The 15,558-nt window shown below is 54.2% G+C and carries 10 protein-coding genes; 8 read left to right on the top strand and 2 right to left on the bottom strand.

Annotated elements, in window-relative coordinates:
* Positions 1-14: 14 nt before the first annotated feature.
* From QWY30_RS01170 to gltA, 3 genes are read left to right on the top strand one after another with little or no spacing between them, the layout of a single operon-like run.
* Positions 15-731: a succinate dehydrogenase iron-sulfur subunit gene (locus QWY30_RS01170; RefSeq protein WP_290237475.1), complete on the top strand. Its 717-nt coding sequence runs from the start codon at positions 15-17 to the stop codon at positions 729-731.
* A gap of 12 nt (positions 732-743) precedes the next feature.
* The gene (locus QWY30_RS01175; RefSeq protein ID WP_290237477.1) at positions 744-1,004 is read left to right on the top strand and encodes an FAD assembly factor SdhE; all 261 of its coding nucleotides are present in this window, start codon (positions 744-746) and stop codon (positions 1,002-1,004) included.
* A gap of 45 nt (positions 1,005-1,049) precedes the next feature.
* Positions 1,050-2,354, top strand: coding sequence for a citrate synthase (gene gltA / locus QWY30_RS01180; RefSeq protein WP_290237479.1), 1,305 nt, complete (start codon positions 1,050-1,052; stop codon positions 2,352-2,354).
* Between the two features lie 107 nt (positions 2,355-2,461).
* On the opposite strand, the gene QWY30_RS01185 is transcribed toward gltA, so the two are convergent.
* Positions 2,462-4,747, bottom strand: coding sequence for an NADP-dependent malic enzyme (locus QWY30_RS01185; protein WP_290237481.1), 2,286 nt, complete (start codon positions 4,745-4,747; stop codon positions 2,462-2,464).
* Positions 4,748-5,016: 269 nt separating this feature from the next.
* On the opposite strand from QWY30_RS01185, the gene QWY30_RS01190 reads away from it, so the two are divergent.
* From QWY30_RS01190 to QWY30_RS01210, 5 genes are read left to right on the top strand one after another with little or no spacing between them, the layout of a single operon-like run.
* The gene (locus tag QWY30_RS01190; RefSeq protein ID WP_290237483.1) at positions 5,017-7,884 is read left to right on the top strand and encodes a 2-oxoglutarate dehydrogenase E1 component; all 2,868 of its coding nucleotides are present in this window, start codon (positions 5,017-5,019) and stop codon (positions 7,882-7,884) included.
* A gap of 40 nt (positions 7,885-7,924) precedes the next feature.
* Complete coding sequence (gene odhB / locus QWY30_RS01195; RefSeq protein ID WP_290237485.1) at positions 7,925-9,199, top strand: 2-oxoglutarate dehydrogenase complex dihydrolipoyllysine-residue succinyltransferase; 1,275 nt, start codon at positions 7,925-7,927, stop codon at positions 9,197-9,199.
* 12 nt (positions 9,200-9,211) lie between these two features.
* Positions 9,212-10,642, top strand: coding sequence for a dihydrolipoyl dehydrogenase (gene lpdA, locus QWY30_RS01200; protein WP_290237486.1), 1,431 nt, complete (start codon positions 9,212-9,214; stop codon positions 10,640-10,642).
* 20 nt (positions 10,643-10,662) lie between these two features.
* Positions 10,663-11,754: a cell division protein ZapE gene (gene zapE / locus QWY30_RS01205; protein ID WP_290237488.1), complete on the top strand. Its 1,092-nt coding sequence runs from the start codon at positions 10,663-10,665 to the stop codon at positions 11,752-11,754.
* Positions 11,755-11,765: 11 nt separating this feature from the next.
* The gene (locus QWY30_RS01210) at positions 11,766-13,124 is read left to right on the top strand and encodes a tryptophan--tRNA ligase (RefSeq protein ID WP_290237490.1); all 1,359 of its coding nucleotides are present in this window, start codon (positions 11,766-11,768) and stop codon (positions 13,122-13,124) included.
* A 19-nt stretch (positions 13,125-13,143) separates the two neighbouring features.
* Here the strand turns inward: QWY30_RS01210 and QWY30_RS01215 are convergent, their stop codons facing one another.
* A complete protein-coding gene (locus tag QWY30_RS01215) occupies positions 13,144-15,531 on the bottom strand; it encodes a Tex family protein (protein WP_290237491.1) in 2,388 nt (795 codons plus the stop codon).
* Between the last annotated feature and the right edge of the window lie 27 nt (positions 15,532-15,558).

Raw genomic sequence — 15,558 nt, forward strand, 5'->3', positions numbered from 1 at the left:
ATCTGGAACAAATCATGAGCAAAAAACGCATCGTGAAGTTTGAAATCTACCGCTACGATCCAGACAAGGATGAGCGCCCTTACATGCAGAAACTCGAAGTCGAGTTGCTGCCTACCGACAAAATGCTGCTTGACGCATTGCTTCGCATCAAAATGGATGTCGATGACAGCCTGGCATTGCGTCGGTCATGCCGCGAGGGCGTTTGCGGTTCAGATGCCATGAACATCAATGGCAAAAATGGTCTGGCTTGCACCACAAACATGCTTGAACTCAAAGAGCCTGTGGTGTTGCGTCCTTTGCCAGGCCTGCCTGTCATTCGCGATTTGATCGTCGATATGACGCACTTTTTCAATCAGTACCATTCGATTCGCCCATACCTCATCAACGATACGCCTCCTCCAGAGAAGGAGCGTCTCCAGACTCCCGCTGCGCGTGAGGAGCTTGATGGGTTGTATGAGTGTATTTTGTGTGCCTGCTGTTCGACTTCCTGCCCCTCGTTCTGGTGGAATCCCGACAAATTCGTGGGTCCCGCAGGCTTGTTGCAAGCTTATCGTTTCATTGCGGACACCCGCGATCACGCGACAGCCGAACGCCTCGATAACCTAGAGGATCCGTACCGCTTGTTCCGTTGCCACACCATCATGAATTGTGTGGACGTCTGTCCAAAGGGTCTGAACCCAACCAAGGCGATTGGCAAGATCAAAGAAATGCTTGTGCGTCGCACGGTTTAACTTAGAGCTTTCATGGGAACACTATCAGATCAGGATCGGGTAAGGTTACGTTGGCGTGCCAGGAGAGGCCTGCTCGAAAATGATCTGATACTCACCCAGTATCTCGATGCTCACGAGAAGGATTTGACAGACGTTGAAGTTGGCGCTCTGACTCAACTGTTTGAACTCGGAGACAACGAACTGTTAGACTTATTACTAGGTCGTGTCGAGCCCGAGGGGGCGCTTGACCGACCCGCAGTCAAGATGGTGCTGGCGCAGATTCGCGCAGCATAGACAGCGTCTTGTATTGCCCACCGAAATTAAACGAAGGAATTACGCATGAAACTGTCCGACAAAAAAGCCACGCTATCGTTCTCAGATGGTAGCCCCTCAGTTGATTTTCCTATGTACGACGGCAGCGTCGGCCCACAGGTGATCGACATTCGCAAGTTGTATGGACAGACTGGTCTGTTTACCTACGACCCGGGTTTTTTGTCGACCGCTTCATGTACTTCAAACATCACCTATATTGACGGTGACAAAGGCGAGTTACTTTATCGCGGTTACCCGATCGAAGAGCTTGCAGTCAATTGCGACTTCATGGACATCAGTTATCTGATCCTGAATGGTGAATTGCCTGATCCCAAGCAAAAAGTTGAATTTGATACGCTCGTGTCCAAGCACACGATGGTCAACGAGCAGATGCACTTCTTCTTGCGCGGCTTCCGTCGTGACGCCCATCCGATGGCGGTGTTGACTGGCCTGGTCGGCGCGTTGTCTGCTTTCTATCATGACTCGACAGACATCACGAACCCACATCATCGTCATGTTTCGGCGATCCGACTGATCGCCAAGATGCCAACTCTTGTGGCCATGGCTTACAAGTACTCTCAGGGCCAGCCTTACATCTATCCGCAAAACAACCTGTCTTACACAGGGAACTTCTTGCGCATGATGTTTGCCACGCCATGCGAAGAGTATGTCGTGAACCCAGTGGTCGAGCGTGCGCTCGATCGCATCTTTATTTTGCACGCCGATCACGAGCAAAATGCATCGACCTCTACAGTGCGTTTGTGCGGTTCGTCCGGCACCAACCCCTTTGCAGCGATCGCCTCTGGTGTGGCTTGCCTGTGGGGGCCCGCTCACGGCGGCGCCAACGAAGCGTGCTTGCAGATGCTCGAAGAGTTGCAGGCCAAGGGCGGGTTGTCCAAAGTCGGCGAGTTCATGGAGCAGGTTAAAGATAAAAACTCCGGCGTTCGCTTGATGGGTTTTGGTCATCGCGTCTACAAAAACTACGATCCACGCGCAAAACTCATGCAGCAAACCTGCAAAGAAGTGTTGGCTGCCTTGGGTCTGGAAAACGACCCGTTGTTCAAACTTGCGATGGAAGTCGAGCGCATTGCCCTTGAAGATCCATATTTCGTTGAGCGCAAACTGTATCCAAACGTAGATTTTTACTCTGGTATTGTTCAGCGCGCGATTGGAGTTCCAACAGCGTTGTTCACAGCCATTTTTGCTTTGGCTCGCACAGTGGGTTGGATTGCCCAGTGGAACGAAATGATCTCCGATCCCGAGTACAAGATCGGTCGTCCACGTCAGTTGTACCAAGGCTCTGTTTCGCGCTCGGTCCCCAAGCGCAAGTAATTTGCACAAGAGCCAGCGCTGAAATAAAAACGCCTGATGATGAGTCAGGCGTTTTTTCTTTTAGGATGCGCTGGCTCGCGCATCCTATGGGGTCGATCAATTTCCGATCACCTTTGCTCCGCTTCCATTTGAGCATCAATCACGGCAAGCGCCGTCATATTGATGACGCGTCGTACAGTCGCGCTATTCGTCAGAATGTGAACAGGACGGGCGGCACCCAACAAAACGGGTCCCATCGCAATGCCATTGCTCCCTGTCATTTTCAACAGGTTGTATGTGACATTGCCGGTGTCGAGGTTCGGCATGATCAGCAGATTGGCACTGCCTTTCAGAGTACTGTCCGGATAGTTCGCCGTACGGATGGATTCGGACAGAGCTGAGTCCGCATGCATTTCGCCATCGACTTCGAGCGAGGGTGCGCGCTCGACGATCATTTGACGTGCATGCGCCATTTTGCGTGAAGACTCGGTCGGGCGACTCCCGAAGTTGGAGTGCGAGAGCAGGGCGATTTTCGGGACGATGCCAAAGTTGCGCATTTTATGTGCCGCTTGAATCGTCATGTCCGCCACTTGCTCGGCAGTTGGATCCTCATTGACATGCGTATCGCAAATGAACAGGGTCTGATCGGAAAGCATCAGCACGTTCATTGCCGCGAAAGTCGAAGCGCCTTTTTGTAAACCAATGACATCCTCTACGTACTTGAGCTGATTGTCGAAACGGCTGCCGATTCCGCATAGCACCGCATCTGCGTCGCCACGCTTGAGCAGCAATACGGCAATCAGTGTGTTGTGCTTGCGTACCATCGCCTTCGCCACGGTTGGTGTGACACCCTCGCGACCTTTCAGGCGGTAATACTCTTGCCAGGACTCGTTGAAACGGACATCGTCCTCTGGATCCACGACTTCAATATTTTTGCCAACCTCGAGGCGCAGTCCCATTTTCTTGATGCGCATATTGATGACAGCGGGGCGTCCAACCAAAATCGGAAAAGCGATTTTCTCGTCAGAAACCGTTTGCGCCGCACGCAGGACGCGTTCGTCTTCGCCGTCTGCGTAGATCACGCGCTTGGGCGCGCGCTTGGCCTGTGTGAACAGCGGGCTCATGAGCTGGCCGGAGTGGTAAACCATCGCCAACAATTTGGCTTTGTAGGCTTCCATGTCCTGAATCGGTCTGCGTGCCACACCTGAGTCAGCCGCCGCCTGTGCGACAGCAGGAGCGATTTGAACGATCAGGCGGGGATCGAAAGGTTTTGGAATGATGTAGTCAGGTCCGAAAGTCAATTCCTGGCCTGCGTAGGCTTGCGCAACTTCGTCACTTTGTTCAGCCTCAGCGAGTTCTGCGATCGCCTTGACGCAAGCGAGCTTCATCTCTTCGGTGATGCTGCTCGCGCCCGCATCGAGCGCACCCCTGAAAATAAAGGGGAAGCAGAGCACGTTATTGACTTGATTCGGATAGTCGGAGCGACCCGTCGCAATGATGCAATCGGGGCGTGCGGCTTTGGCGATTTCAGGACGAATCTCTGGCTCTGGATTTGCCAAGGCCAGGATCAATGGCTGCTTGCCCATGCTCTTGACCATTTCGGCATTGACGACGCCTGGCGCGGAGCAGCCCAAAAATACATCTGCACCGACCATCGCTTCTGCGAGCGTGCGAAGCTCGGTTTTTTGCGCATAGCGCTTTTTGTTTTCCTCCATCTTCGCATCGCGACCTTCGTAAATCACGCCGCGAGAATCGCAAACAAAAATGTTTTCTTTCTTGATACCAAGGTGGACAAGTAAATCCAGACAGGCGATTGAAGCCGCTCCTGCGCCGGAAACTACAAGTTTGACCTCTCCCATCTTTTTGCCAACAACTTTCAGGCCGTTCATGATCGCAGCAGAGGAGATGATCGCTGTGCCATGCTGGTCGTCATGAAAAACTGGAATCTTCATGCGCTCGCGTAGTTTGCGCTCAATGTAAAAACACTCAGGCGCCTTGATATCCTCAAGGTTGATGCCACCCAGCGTGGGCTCGAGCGCAGCAATGATCTCCACGAGTTTGTCTGGATCTGTTTCGGCAAGCTCAATGTCAAAAACATCGATACCTGCGAATTTTTTAAACAGGCAGCCTTTACCTTCCATGACGGGTTTGGCGGCCAAAGGACCGATGTTTCCAAGCCCCAATACTGCGGTTCCGTTAGTGATCACTGCCACCAGATTTGACCGTGAGGTGTATTTGGCGGCGGCTTCGTCGCCTTGCGCATGAATCGCCATACAGGCAGCCGCCACGCCCGGGGAGTAGGCCAGTGACAAATCGTCCTGGTTCGCCAGTGGTTTCGTGGGGGTGACGGAAATTTTCCCTGGGGTGGGGTAGGCGTGGTAATCGAGGGCAAGCTTAGAGAGGTTTTCGTCCATGGATCTCTTCAATGCAGGTGATTGGGATAAATGTGACGTTAAGCTTACAGGTAAGCATGCGCAATGGCATCAAATCCAGGTAATTTTCGATTTTGCGGCGCACCATTCACGAAAACAACTAAAGGCTTAGGGTTATACTTACATGCCGGCTCTTAAGGCTATCAAATAACCGCCTTCTGCCCCGCTATCCGCAAATCGGTTTGGCCGAGAAAACGGAAGGTATTCCTGCATCGTAACGGGTGAAGCACCCGAATAGGTGAAGCGCTAAAATGTCATCAGAACTCGAATCTTTACAAAACTCATACCTTTTTGGGGGCAATGCGCCCTACGTAGAAGAACTCTACGAAGCCTATCTGGATAATCCAGGTTCGGTTCCTGATAATTGGCGAAACTACTTCGACCAGTTGCAGCATATGCCGGCAACAGATGGCCAAGAAGCCACTCGCGACCAGGCTCACGCACCCATTATCGAATCCTTCGCGCTGCGCGCCAAAGCCAACGCTTTTGTTCAGCGTGGACAGGAGCCCGATCTCGCCGTGGCGATGAAGCAAGTCCATGTCCAGTCGCTGATCGCAGCGTATCGCTCACTCGGCTCGCGCTGGGCTGATCTCGATCCCCTCAAGCGACAAGACCGTCCCAGCATTCCCGAGCTCGATCCTGCTTTTTACGGCTTGACCGAAGCGGATCTGGATCAGGTTTTCTCGGCAACAAATACCTATTTCACGAAAGCGACAACGATGACGTTGCGCGAGATCTTGAAAGCACTGCGCGACACCTACTGCCGCTCAATTGGCGCCGAGTTCATGCATGCCTCAGATCCGGCCGTCAAGCGCTGGGTTCAGGAGCGCCTTGAGTCCACCCTCGGCGCACCGACCTTTACCCCAGAGCGCAAGCGCCACATCTTGCAGCAGTTGACCGAGGCCGAAGGCCTTGAGCGTTACCTCCATACCAAATACGTCGGCCAAAAGCGTTTTTCCCTCGAGGGAGGTGACAGCTTCATCGCATCGATGGACGAGGTCGTCAACCACGCTGGCGAGTCGGGCGTGCAGGAAATCGTCGTGGGTATGGCCCACCGCGGCCGCCTGAATATGCTGGTCAACATCATGGGCAAAATGCCTGGTGATCTGTTCGCAGAATTCGAAGGTCACCATGCCGAAGGTTTGACCGATGGTGACGTCAAGTATCACAACGGTTTCTCCAGCGATTTGTCCACACGCGGCGGCCCAGTGCATTTGTCACTGGCCTTTAACCCCTCGCACCTCGAAATCGTCAACCCTGTGGTCGAGGGCAGCGTTCGAGCTCGTCAAGAGCGTCGCGGCGCGGATGGCTACAAGCAAGTGTTGCCTGTGCTGGTTCATGGTGATGCCGCCTTCGCAGGTCAGGGCGTTGTGATGGAAACCCTCAACCTCGCCGAAACCCGTGGTTACGGTACGGGTGGCACGGTTCATCTGGTGATTAACAACCAGATCGGCTTTACGACTTCCGACCCGCGCGATACCCGCTCGACGATTTACTGTACAGACGTCTCCAAAATGATCGAGGCGCCTGTTTTTCATGTGAATGGCGATGATCCTGAGGCAGTTGTGTATGCCACACGCCTAGCGCTGGATTTCCGCATGCAGTTTGGCAAGGATGTGGTGGTCGACATCGTCTGTTTCCGCAAGCTGGGTCACAACGAACAAGACACACCTTCGCTGACTCAGCCTTTGATGTACAAAAAAATTGGTGCGCACCCCGGCACACGCAAACTTTATGCGGACAAGCTGACGGCTCAGGGTGTACTCAAGGAAGGTGAGGGCGATCAGCTCGTCAAAGACTACCGCCAGTACATGGAAGACGGTCGTCGCACGATCGAGCCTGTGTTGACCGACTACAAGAGCAAGTATGCGATTGACTGGTCCCCTTATCTGAATGCGAAGTGGACCGACCAGGCCGACACCGCAGTGCCGATCACTGAGCTTAAGCGCATCGGTGAAAAGCTGACTGTCGTACCTGATGGTTTTGCCCCTCACTCTCTCGTGACCAAGTTGCTGAACGATCGTCGCGCCATGGCGCGTGGCGAAATGAATCTCGACTGGGGCATGGGCGAGCATTTGGCTTTTGCGACGCTGGTTGCGTCTGGTTATGCTGTCCGCATTACAGGCCAAGACTCCGGCCGCGGTACGTTCACGCACCGTCACGCAGTGCTGCACGATCAAAATCGTGAACGCTGGGATGATGGTACTTATATTCCCCTGCAGCATGTTGCCGAAGGTCAGGCGCCCTTCACCGTCATCGACTCAGTCTTGTCCGAAGAAGCCGTTCTAGGTTTTGAATACGGCTACTCATGCGCCGATCCCAAGACACTCACAATTTGGGAAGCGCAGTTCGGCGATTTCGTCAACGGCGCGCAGGTCGTGATCGATCAGTTTATTGTTTCAGGCGAAGCCAAATGGGGCCGTCAGTCTGGATTGACTATGATGCTGCCACACGGCTACGAAGGGCAGGGTCCGGAGCACTCCTCCGCGCGTATCGAACGCTTCTTGCAGCTTTGCGCGGACAACAACATCCAGGTCGTTCAGCCCACGACAGCCGCTCAGATTTTCCATCTGTTGCGTCGTCAGATGATCCGTCAGTTCCGCAAGCCTTTAGTGATTTTGACGCCCAAGTCCTTGCTGCGTAACAAGGACGCAGGCTCGCCCCTGCCTGATTTGGCGACAGGTCGTTTCCGTCCGATCATCAGCGAAGTCGACGAGTCGATCAATCCCGCATCCGTCAAGCGCGTATTGGTGTGTTCGGGCAAGGTTTACTACGATCTGGTCAATGGTCGTCGCGAACGCAAGGACAACTCTGTCGCGATTATTCGTGTCGAACAGCTTTATCCTTTTGCGCATAAAACTTTTGAAACCGAGTTGCGTAAATACCCCAAGGCAACGGAAGTGGTCTGGGTTCAGGATGAGCCACAGAACCAAGGTCCATGGTTCTATGTCCAGCATCATCTGTACCAGAACATGTCCAGCGGTCAAAAACTTGGTTACGCAGGTCGCGCGGCTTCTGCCTCGCCAGCTGTCGGTTATCTGGCCAAGCACCTCGAGCAGCAGAAAGCGCTGGTCGAGCAAGCCTTTGGCAAGTTTAAAACCTTCATGCTGACGAAGTAATCCCAGAGAATCGAATTCATCCAATTACGGAAAAAATATAATGGCAATCACAGACGTTGTTGTTCCACAGTTATCCGAATCAGTGTCCGAGGCGACACTTCTGACGTGGAAAAAGAAACCTGGCGAAGCTGTCCAGGCTGACGAAATCCTGATCGAAGTTGAAACTGACAAAGTTGTCCTCGAAGTCCCTGCGCCTGCCGCAGGCGTGTTGTCTGAAATCGTCAAGGGCGATGGCAGCATGGTGACTTCGGGCGAGGTCCTGGCTCGCATCGATACGGACGGCAAAGCAGCTGCTGCACCTGCCGCGGCCGCTGCTCCGGCAGCTGCCGCTGCGCCCGCCGCAGCCCCTGCAGCACCCGCAGCACCCGCAGCACCCGCAGCACCCGCAGCACCCGCAGCAGCCTCTGCCTCGGCTGCGGGTATTGCTTCTCCAGCTGCCTCTAAGATCCTCGCTGACAAAGGTGTATCTGCCGCATCGGTGGCTGGCACAGGTCGCGACGGTCGTATCACCAAGGGTGATGCGCTTGGCGCCTCTGCTGCCCCCGCAGCACCTGTGGCCGCTCCAAAGGTTGCGCTTGCAAATCCCACTGTGCCGATGACACAGTCCCTCGATGGTCGTCCAGAGCAGCGCGTCCCCATGAGCCGCTTGCGTGCCCGCGTCGCTGAGCGTCTGTTGCAATCGCAGCAAGACAACGCCATCCTGACCACGTTTAACGAAGTCAACATGCAGGGCGTGATTGATTTGCGAAACCTGTACAAAGACAAGTTCGAGAAAGAGCATGGCGTCAAGCTGGGCTTTATGTCTTTCTTCGTCAAGGCCGCCGTCGCAGCGCTCAAGCGTTATCCAATCCTGAACGCTTCGGTTGATGGCAAGGACATCATCTATCACGGCTACTTTGATATCGGTATTGCCGTGGGTAGCCCACGCGGCTTGGTGGTGCCAATCTTGCGCAACGCAGACCAGCTCACGATCGCCGAAATCGAAAAAACAATCGCCGACTTTGGTAAGCGTGCCTCCGAGGGCAAGCTTGGCATCGAAGAAATGACAGGTGGTACGTTCTCGATTTCCAACGGTGGTGTGTTTGGCTCCATGTTGTCGACACCGATTATCAATCCTCCTCAATCCGCGATTTTGGGCGTGCATGCAACCAAAGAGCGCGCCGTGGTTGAAAAGGGTCAGATCGTGATTCGTCCAATCAACTATCTCGCGATGTCCTACGATCACCGCATTATCGACGGCCGCGAAGCGGTTCTGGGCTTGGTCGCCATGAAAGAGGCGCTCGAAGATCCGCAGCGCATGCTGCTCGAAATCTAAGCTGGAAAATATATGTCTTCAAATCAATTTGATGTAGTGGTGATTGGTGCGGGTCCCGGCGGGTATATCGCCGCGATTCGTGCGGCCCAGCTGGGTAAAACCGTTGCGTGTATCGATGCCTGGCAAAATGGCCAGGGTGGGCCCGCACCAGGCGGCACATGCACCAACGTAGGATGTATTCCTTCCAAGGCTTTGTTGCAGTCGTCAGAGCATTATGAGCAGGCGAATCATCATTTCGCCGAGCATGGCATCGAGGTCAAGGGTGTTTCACTCAAGCTCGATAAAATGATCGGCCGCAAAAATAGCGTTGTAAAACAAAACAACGACGGTATTTTGTACCTGTTCAAAAAGAACAAGATCACTTTTTTCCATGGCAAAGGCGCCTTCGCGGGTCAGGTCGATGGTGGTTGGGCGATCAAGGTTAGCGGCACAACCGAGGCTGACATTGTGGGCAAACATGTCGTGATCGCAACAGGCTCTTCGGCACGCGAGTTGCCAGGTCTGCCCTTTGACGAGCAGCAAATTTTGTCCAATGACGGTGCCCTGAACATCGGTGCTGTTCCCAAGAAGCTTGGCGTGATTGGTGCTGGCGTGATTGGTCTCGAGATGGGCAGTGTCTGGCGACGTCTGGGTGCCGAAGTGACTGTCCTCGAAGCGATGCCAGAGTTTTTGGCGGCTGTTGATACTCAGGTTGCTAAAGAAGCGCACAAGATTTTCACCAAGCAGGGTCTGAACATTCAGATGGGCGTCAAACTCGGCGAGATCAAGTCAACAGCCAAGCAAGTGACTGTTCCCTATACGGATGCCTCTGGCGCGGAGCAGAAACTGGTGGTTGACAAGCTGATCGTATCGATTGGTCGCGTGCCTTATACCGGCGGTCTGAATGCTGAGGCTGTTGGCCTCAAGCTGGACGAGCGCGGCTTCATTGTGGTTGATGCGGATTGCAAGACGAACTTGCCAAACGTCTGGGCGGTGGGTGACGTCGTGCGTGGTCCGATGCTGGCACACAAAGCTGAAGAAGAGGGCGTTGCCGTGGCTGAGCGTATTGGCGGACAACACGGCCATGTCAACTTTGACACGATTCCTTGGGTCATCTATACCTCTCCCGAAATTTCATGGGTGGGTCAGACCGAGCAACAGCTCAAGGCTTCTGGCCGAGCCTACAAGGCTGGCAGCTTCCCCTTTCTGGCCAATGGCCGTGCTCGCGCCCTGGGCGATACCACTGGTTTCGTCAAGATCCTTGCGGATGCGACCACAGACGAGGTGTTAGGCGTGCACATCATCGGACCGATGGCTTCCGAGCTCATCGCCGAGGCGGTCACCATCATGGAATTCCGTGGCGCTGCCGAAGACATTGCCCGCATTTGTCATGCCCATCCGACTTTGTCGGAGTCCATGAAAGAAGCGGCCTTGGCGGTTGACAAGCGCACTCTCAATTTCTGAGGCACTTGCGTGCAACTCTCTTGAACGTTCTTCAATATTACGAGAGCAGTCTGGCTGAGCGCGGTTATCAGCCAGACCACGCTCAGCGCGCCGCGATAGAGCGTTTACAAAAGTATTTTGACGACTGGATCGCCTTTAAGGGTGCTCGATCCAGCGCGGTCAAACGCCTGTTCAAACGACCCGATGTGCCGAGAGGTGTTTATCTCTGGGGTGGTGTCGGACGCGGTAAAAGCTTTTTGATGGATGCGTTTTATGCAACCGTTCCGGTTAAGCGTAAAACACGTCTGCATTTTCACGAATTCATGCGCAGCGTGCATCGCCAGCTTGACGAAGTCAAAGGCATGCAAGACCCTCTTGATGAGGTTGCCAAGCGTATCTCCAAACGCTATCGACTCATTTGTTTTGACGAGTTTCATGTGTCGGATGTGGCCGACGCCATGATCCTTTACCGGTTGTTACTCAAGTTTTTTGAACATGGAACGTCATTTGTCATGACGTCCAACTACGAACCTTCATTACTCTATCCTGATGGCTTGCATCGTGATCGTATTTTGCCTGCAATCGCTCTGATCAAAGACAGGATGGATATTTTGAATGTGGATGCGGGGATTGACTATCGCCGCCGTACGCTCGAGCAAGTCAAGTGCTATCACACGCCGCTGGGCCCCGAGGCCGACCAGGCGTTGCAAGAGGCTTTTGCTCAGTTATCAGATACGCCACCTCAGGATCCCGTGCTCTTGATCGAGCATCGTGAAATCACCGCTAAAAAACGCGCAGGTAGCGTGGTGTGGTTTGATTTTGCAACCTTATGCGGTGGGCCTCGCTCGCAGAATGACTATCTTGAGATCGCCAGTCGGTTTCACGCCGTGATTCTTTCTGACGTACCAAAGATGGGACCCAAGCACGCCTCCGAGGCCAGACGGTTTACTTGGCTGATCGATGTTTTCTATGATCACAAGGTCAAATTGATCATGTCGGCCGCGTGTGAACCTGAGGAAATCTACACCTCGGGTCCGATGTCAAACGAGTTTCATCGCACTGTTTCACGCATTTTAGAAATGCAGTCCAAGGAATATCTGGATTCCGAGCAGCGCGATACCGTCAGTCTCTAAGGTCATTATTCATGAACACTCGCGTTCTAACCGGCATCACGACGTCGGGCACTCCTCATCTGGGCAATTATGTCGGTGCGATCAGGCCTGCGATTCAAGCGAGCCTTGAAAAAAATGTTGATGCATTTTTCTTTCTCGCGGATTATCACGCGCTGATCAAGTGCGAAGATGCCGATCGGATTGCACGCTCACGACTGGAGATCGCGGCGACGTGGTTGGCTGCGGGTCTTGATCCCGAGCGCGTCACGTTTTATCGGCAGTCCGATGTCCCTGAAATACCCGAGTTATGCTGGATGTTGACGTGCGTGACAGCCAAGGGACTGATGAACCGAGCGCATGCTTATAAAGCCTCAGTTGATCAGAACGTTGCCAAGAATGTCGAGCCTGATGATGGCATCACGATGGGGTTGTTTTCTTATCCTATCCTGATGGCGGCGGACATTTTGATGTTCAATGCACACAAGGTCCCGGTCGGACGTGATCAGACTCAGCATCTTGAGATGGCGCGCGATATCGCCCAGCGCTTTAATCACTTGTTTGGACAGGGCAAGGATTTTTTCGTCTTGCCCGAAGCGGTGATTGCCGAGGACGTAGCAACCTTGCCCGGCCTGGATGGTCGCAAGATGTCCAAGAGCTATAACAACACCGTCCCTCTTTTCGAGGGAGGTGCACGTGCGTTGAAAGCGGCTGTCGCCCGGATTGTGACGGATTCGCGTGGCCCGGGAGAGCCTAAGGACGCTGAAGCTTCTCATCTGTATCTTATTTACAAGGCTTTCGCGCAGCAAGCTGAGACCGCTGCATTTCGTCAAGCGTTGTCAGCAGGAATGAGCTGGGGCGATGCCAAGCAAACGCTTTGCGAGCGAATCGAGCAAGAGCTCGGACCGATGCGTGCGAACTATGAAGATTTGATGGCACATCCCGCCCGAATCGAAGAAATTCTGCAAGAAGGTGCGCGTAAGGCGCGGGCCATTGCGACCCCCTTTATTCATGAGTTGCGCCAAGCAGTGGGATTACGCACGCTTGCGAATAAAGCGAATGCCGGCGGCGCCAAGGCGGCAAAAGGCGGAGGTAAAGGCGCACGTTTTGTCAGTTTCCGGGATGAGGCTGGACAGTTTCGCTTTCGTTTTCTGGGTCAGGACGGCACGGAGCTTTTTTCTTCAGTGGCTTTCGCAGATCCCAAAAAAGCTGGCGCTGCCATGCGCGCTCTGCAGACATGCGAGCTCGAATCATTGCTGACTCTCATCGGAGAGCTTGATTTCAATCTTACCCTGGAGGGTGAAGTGGTCGCCTCAGGCGTCAAGAGCGAGACTGCTGCCCAACGCTCCGAGCGTATTGAAACGCTCAGAGCGAGTTTGCGTCCATCCGAGTGAGCACCACCCGACTTTCTACCTAACGCTTAAGCTTGGCAAAGGCGGCCGCCATGGCGCCTTGTCCCGTAGTAGCAGGTGCGGGTGCAGCGTTGCGGTTTGGTTTTGCCGACCCATTGCCACCCGCAGAGGAGCGAGCAGGTGGTGCGTCGTCATTCAACCGCATCGTCAAGGCAATTCGTTTCCGTGCAATGTCGACCTCTTGTACGCGCACTTTGACAGTTTGCCCGACGCGTACGACATCCCGAGGATCAGAGACGAATTTTTCAGCGAGCGCCGAGATGTGTACCAGGCCATCTTGATGAACGCCGATATCGACAAAGGCGCCAAAGTTTGCGACGTTGGTCACGACGCCTTCGAGAATCATGCCCGGGAGTAGATCGTTGAGCGTTTCGACGCCCTCTTTGAAGGTTGCTGTTTTGAACTCTGGACGTGGATCACGACCTGGCTTTTCAAGCTCAAGCAAAATATCCCGAACGGTCGGTACGCCAAAGCGTTCATCGGTGAATTCAGAAGGCGAGAGCCCTTTGAGTTTTTCACGGTTGCCGATCACGTCTTTCATATCGGCGGAGATTTTCTTGAGGATGCGCTCCACGACAGGATAGGCTTCGGGATGCACCGAGGAAGCATCGAGAGGATTATCACCATTTGGAATACGCAAAAAGCCTGCGGCTTGTTCAAACGCCTTTTCGCCGAAACGCGATACTTCTTTAAGAGCGAGACGATTTGAAAAGGCTCCCTTTTCATCGCGATACGCCACGATGTTTTTGGCAAGTGTGCTGTTCAGACCTGAGACACGTGTGAGCAGCGCTGCTGAGGCGGTGTTGACGTCCACGCCGACGGCATTCACACAATCTTCGACAACCGCATCCAGAGAGCGCGCAAGTTCCCGTTGGTTCAGGTCGTGCTGATATTGACCCACGCCAATGGCCTTGGGTTCGATTTTGACAAGTTCGGCCAGTGGATCTTGCAGGCGTCGAGCGATCGAGGCTGCTCCGCGCAGGCTGACATCGAGGTCAGGAAACTCCAGCGCCGCCAGTTCAGAGGCGGAGTAGACCGAGGCCCCGGCCTCTGATACTACGACTCGCGTGAGTTTGAGGTCAGGTTGTTCGGACATCAGGTCCGCCACCAGTTTTTCTGTTTCGCGCGAGGCGGTCCCATTTCCAATCGCGACCAGTTCGATCTTGTGTCGACGGGCAATCGCCGCCAGTGTGGCGAGTGAGCCTGCACGGTCGCGTCTGGGTTCAAAAGGATAGACTGTGGCCGTTTCAACGAGTTTGCCGGTGTGGTCGATCGCAGCGACCTTGACGCCTGTTCTGATCCCTGGATCCAGACCGAGGACTGCTTTGGGGCCAGCCGGTGCGGCAAGCAACAGATCTTTCAGGTTGGCAGCAAAGACACGGATCGCTTCTGCTTCTGCACTTTCGCGCAAGCGCGTGATCATTTCCGTTTCGAACATCGTGAGCAATTTGACGCGCCAAGTCCAGCGAGCCACATCCGCCAGCCACTTTGCCCGAGGTGTGGGAGCTGCGTCAAAAAGATCCCGTCCAAGTTTTAGAAATTGAGCCACTCGCTCAACGCAAGGGTGTGGCACCAAAACATCCTGGCTCTCCTCGAGTCCAATGCGCAACTCAAGTACCCCTTGTTGGCGACCGCGGAGCATGGCGAGCACTCGATGCGAGGGTAGTGTGCGCAGGGGTTCGCTAAATTCGAACCAGTCGCGGAAATTCGCCCCCTCGGCTTCTTTGCCTTCGGCTACCTTGGAATACAGATAGCCATGCGACCATAAATGCGTGCGCATATCGGCCAGCAAGTCGGCATTTTCGGCATAGCGTTCGGCGAGGATATCTCGAGCCCCATCTAACGCAGCCTTGGGTTCTGCAATATTTGCATCCGGATTTAAATATTGTCCGGCAAGCGTCAGCGTATCGCAGCCGAGGTCAGCCAGGATGGCATCTGCCAGGGGTTCGAGTCCGGCTTCTCGGGCAATCTGGGCGCGTGTGCGACGCTTGACCTTGAAGGGGGCGTACAAGTCTTCAAGTCGTTGCTTGGTATCCGCCTGTTGAATCGACTTTTCAAGCTCGGGTGTGAGCTTTTGCTGTTCGGTGATCGAAGCCAGAATCGCCGCCCGACGGTCTTCGAGATCTCGCAGATACAGTAGGCGAGTATCCAGATTGCGCAACACTGTGTCGTCCAGGCCCCCGGTGGCTTCTTTGCGGTAGCGGGCGATAAAAGGGACAGTTGCGCCATCCTTGAGCAATTCAATGACGGCCGTGACCTGCTGGGGTCTGATGCCCAGTTCCTCGGCGAGCTGGGCAGTGATGCGTTGCTCGGCCTGTGCGGCGGTGACGGGCGCGGCCAAGGTCGAGGACGGGGTGGAGCTTGAATGGCTGGTGCTTGAATCGCTCATTGTTTCCAGAACTTTAATGATGACAAC

This window comes from Zwartia panacis (assembly GCF_030410395.1).
GTDB classification, from domain to species: domain Bacteria; phylum Pseudomonadota; class Gammaproteobacteria; order Burkholderiales; family Burkholderiaceae_B; genus Zwartia; species Zwartia panacis.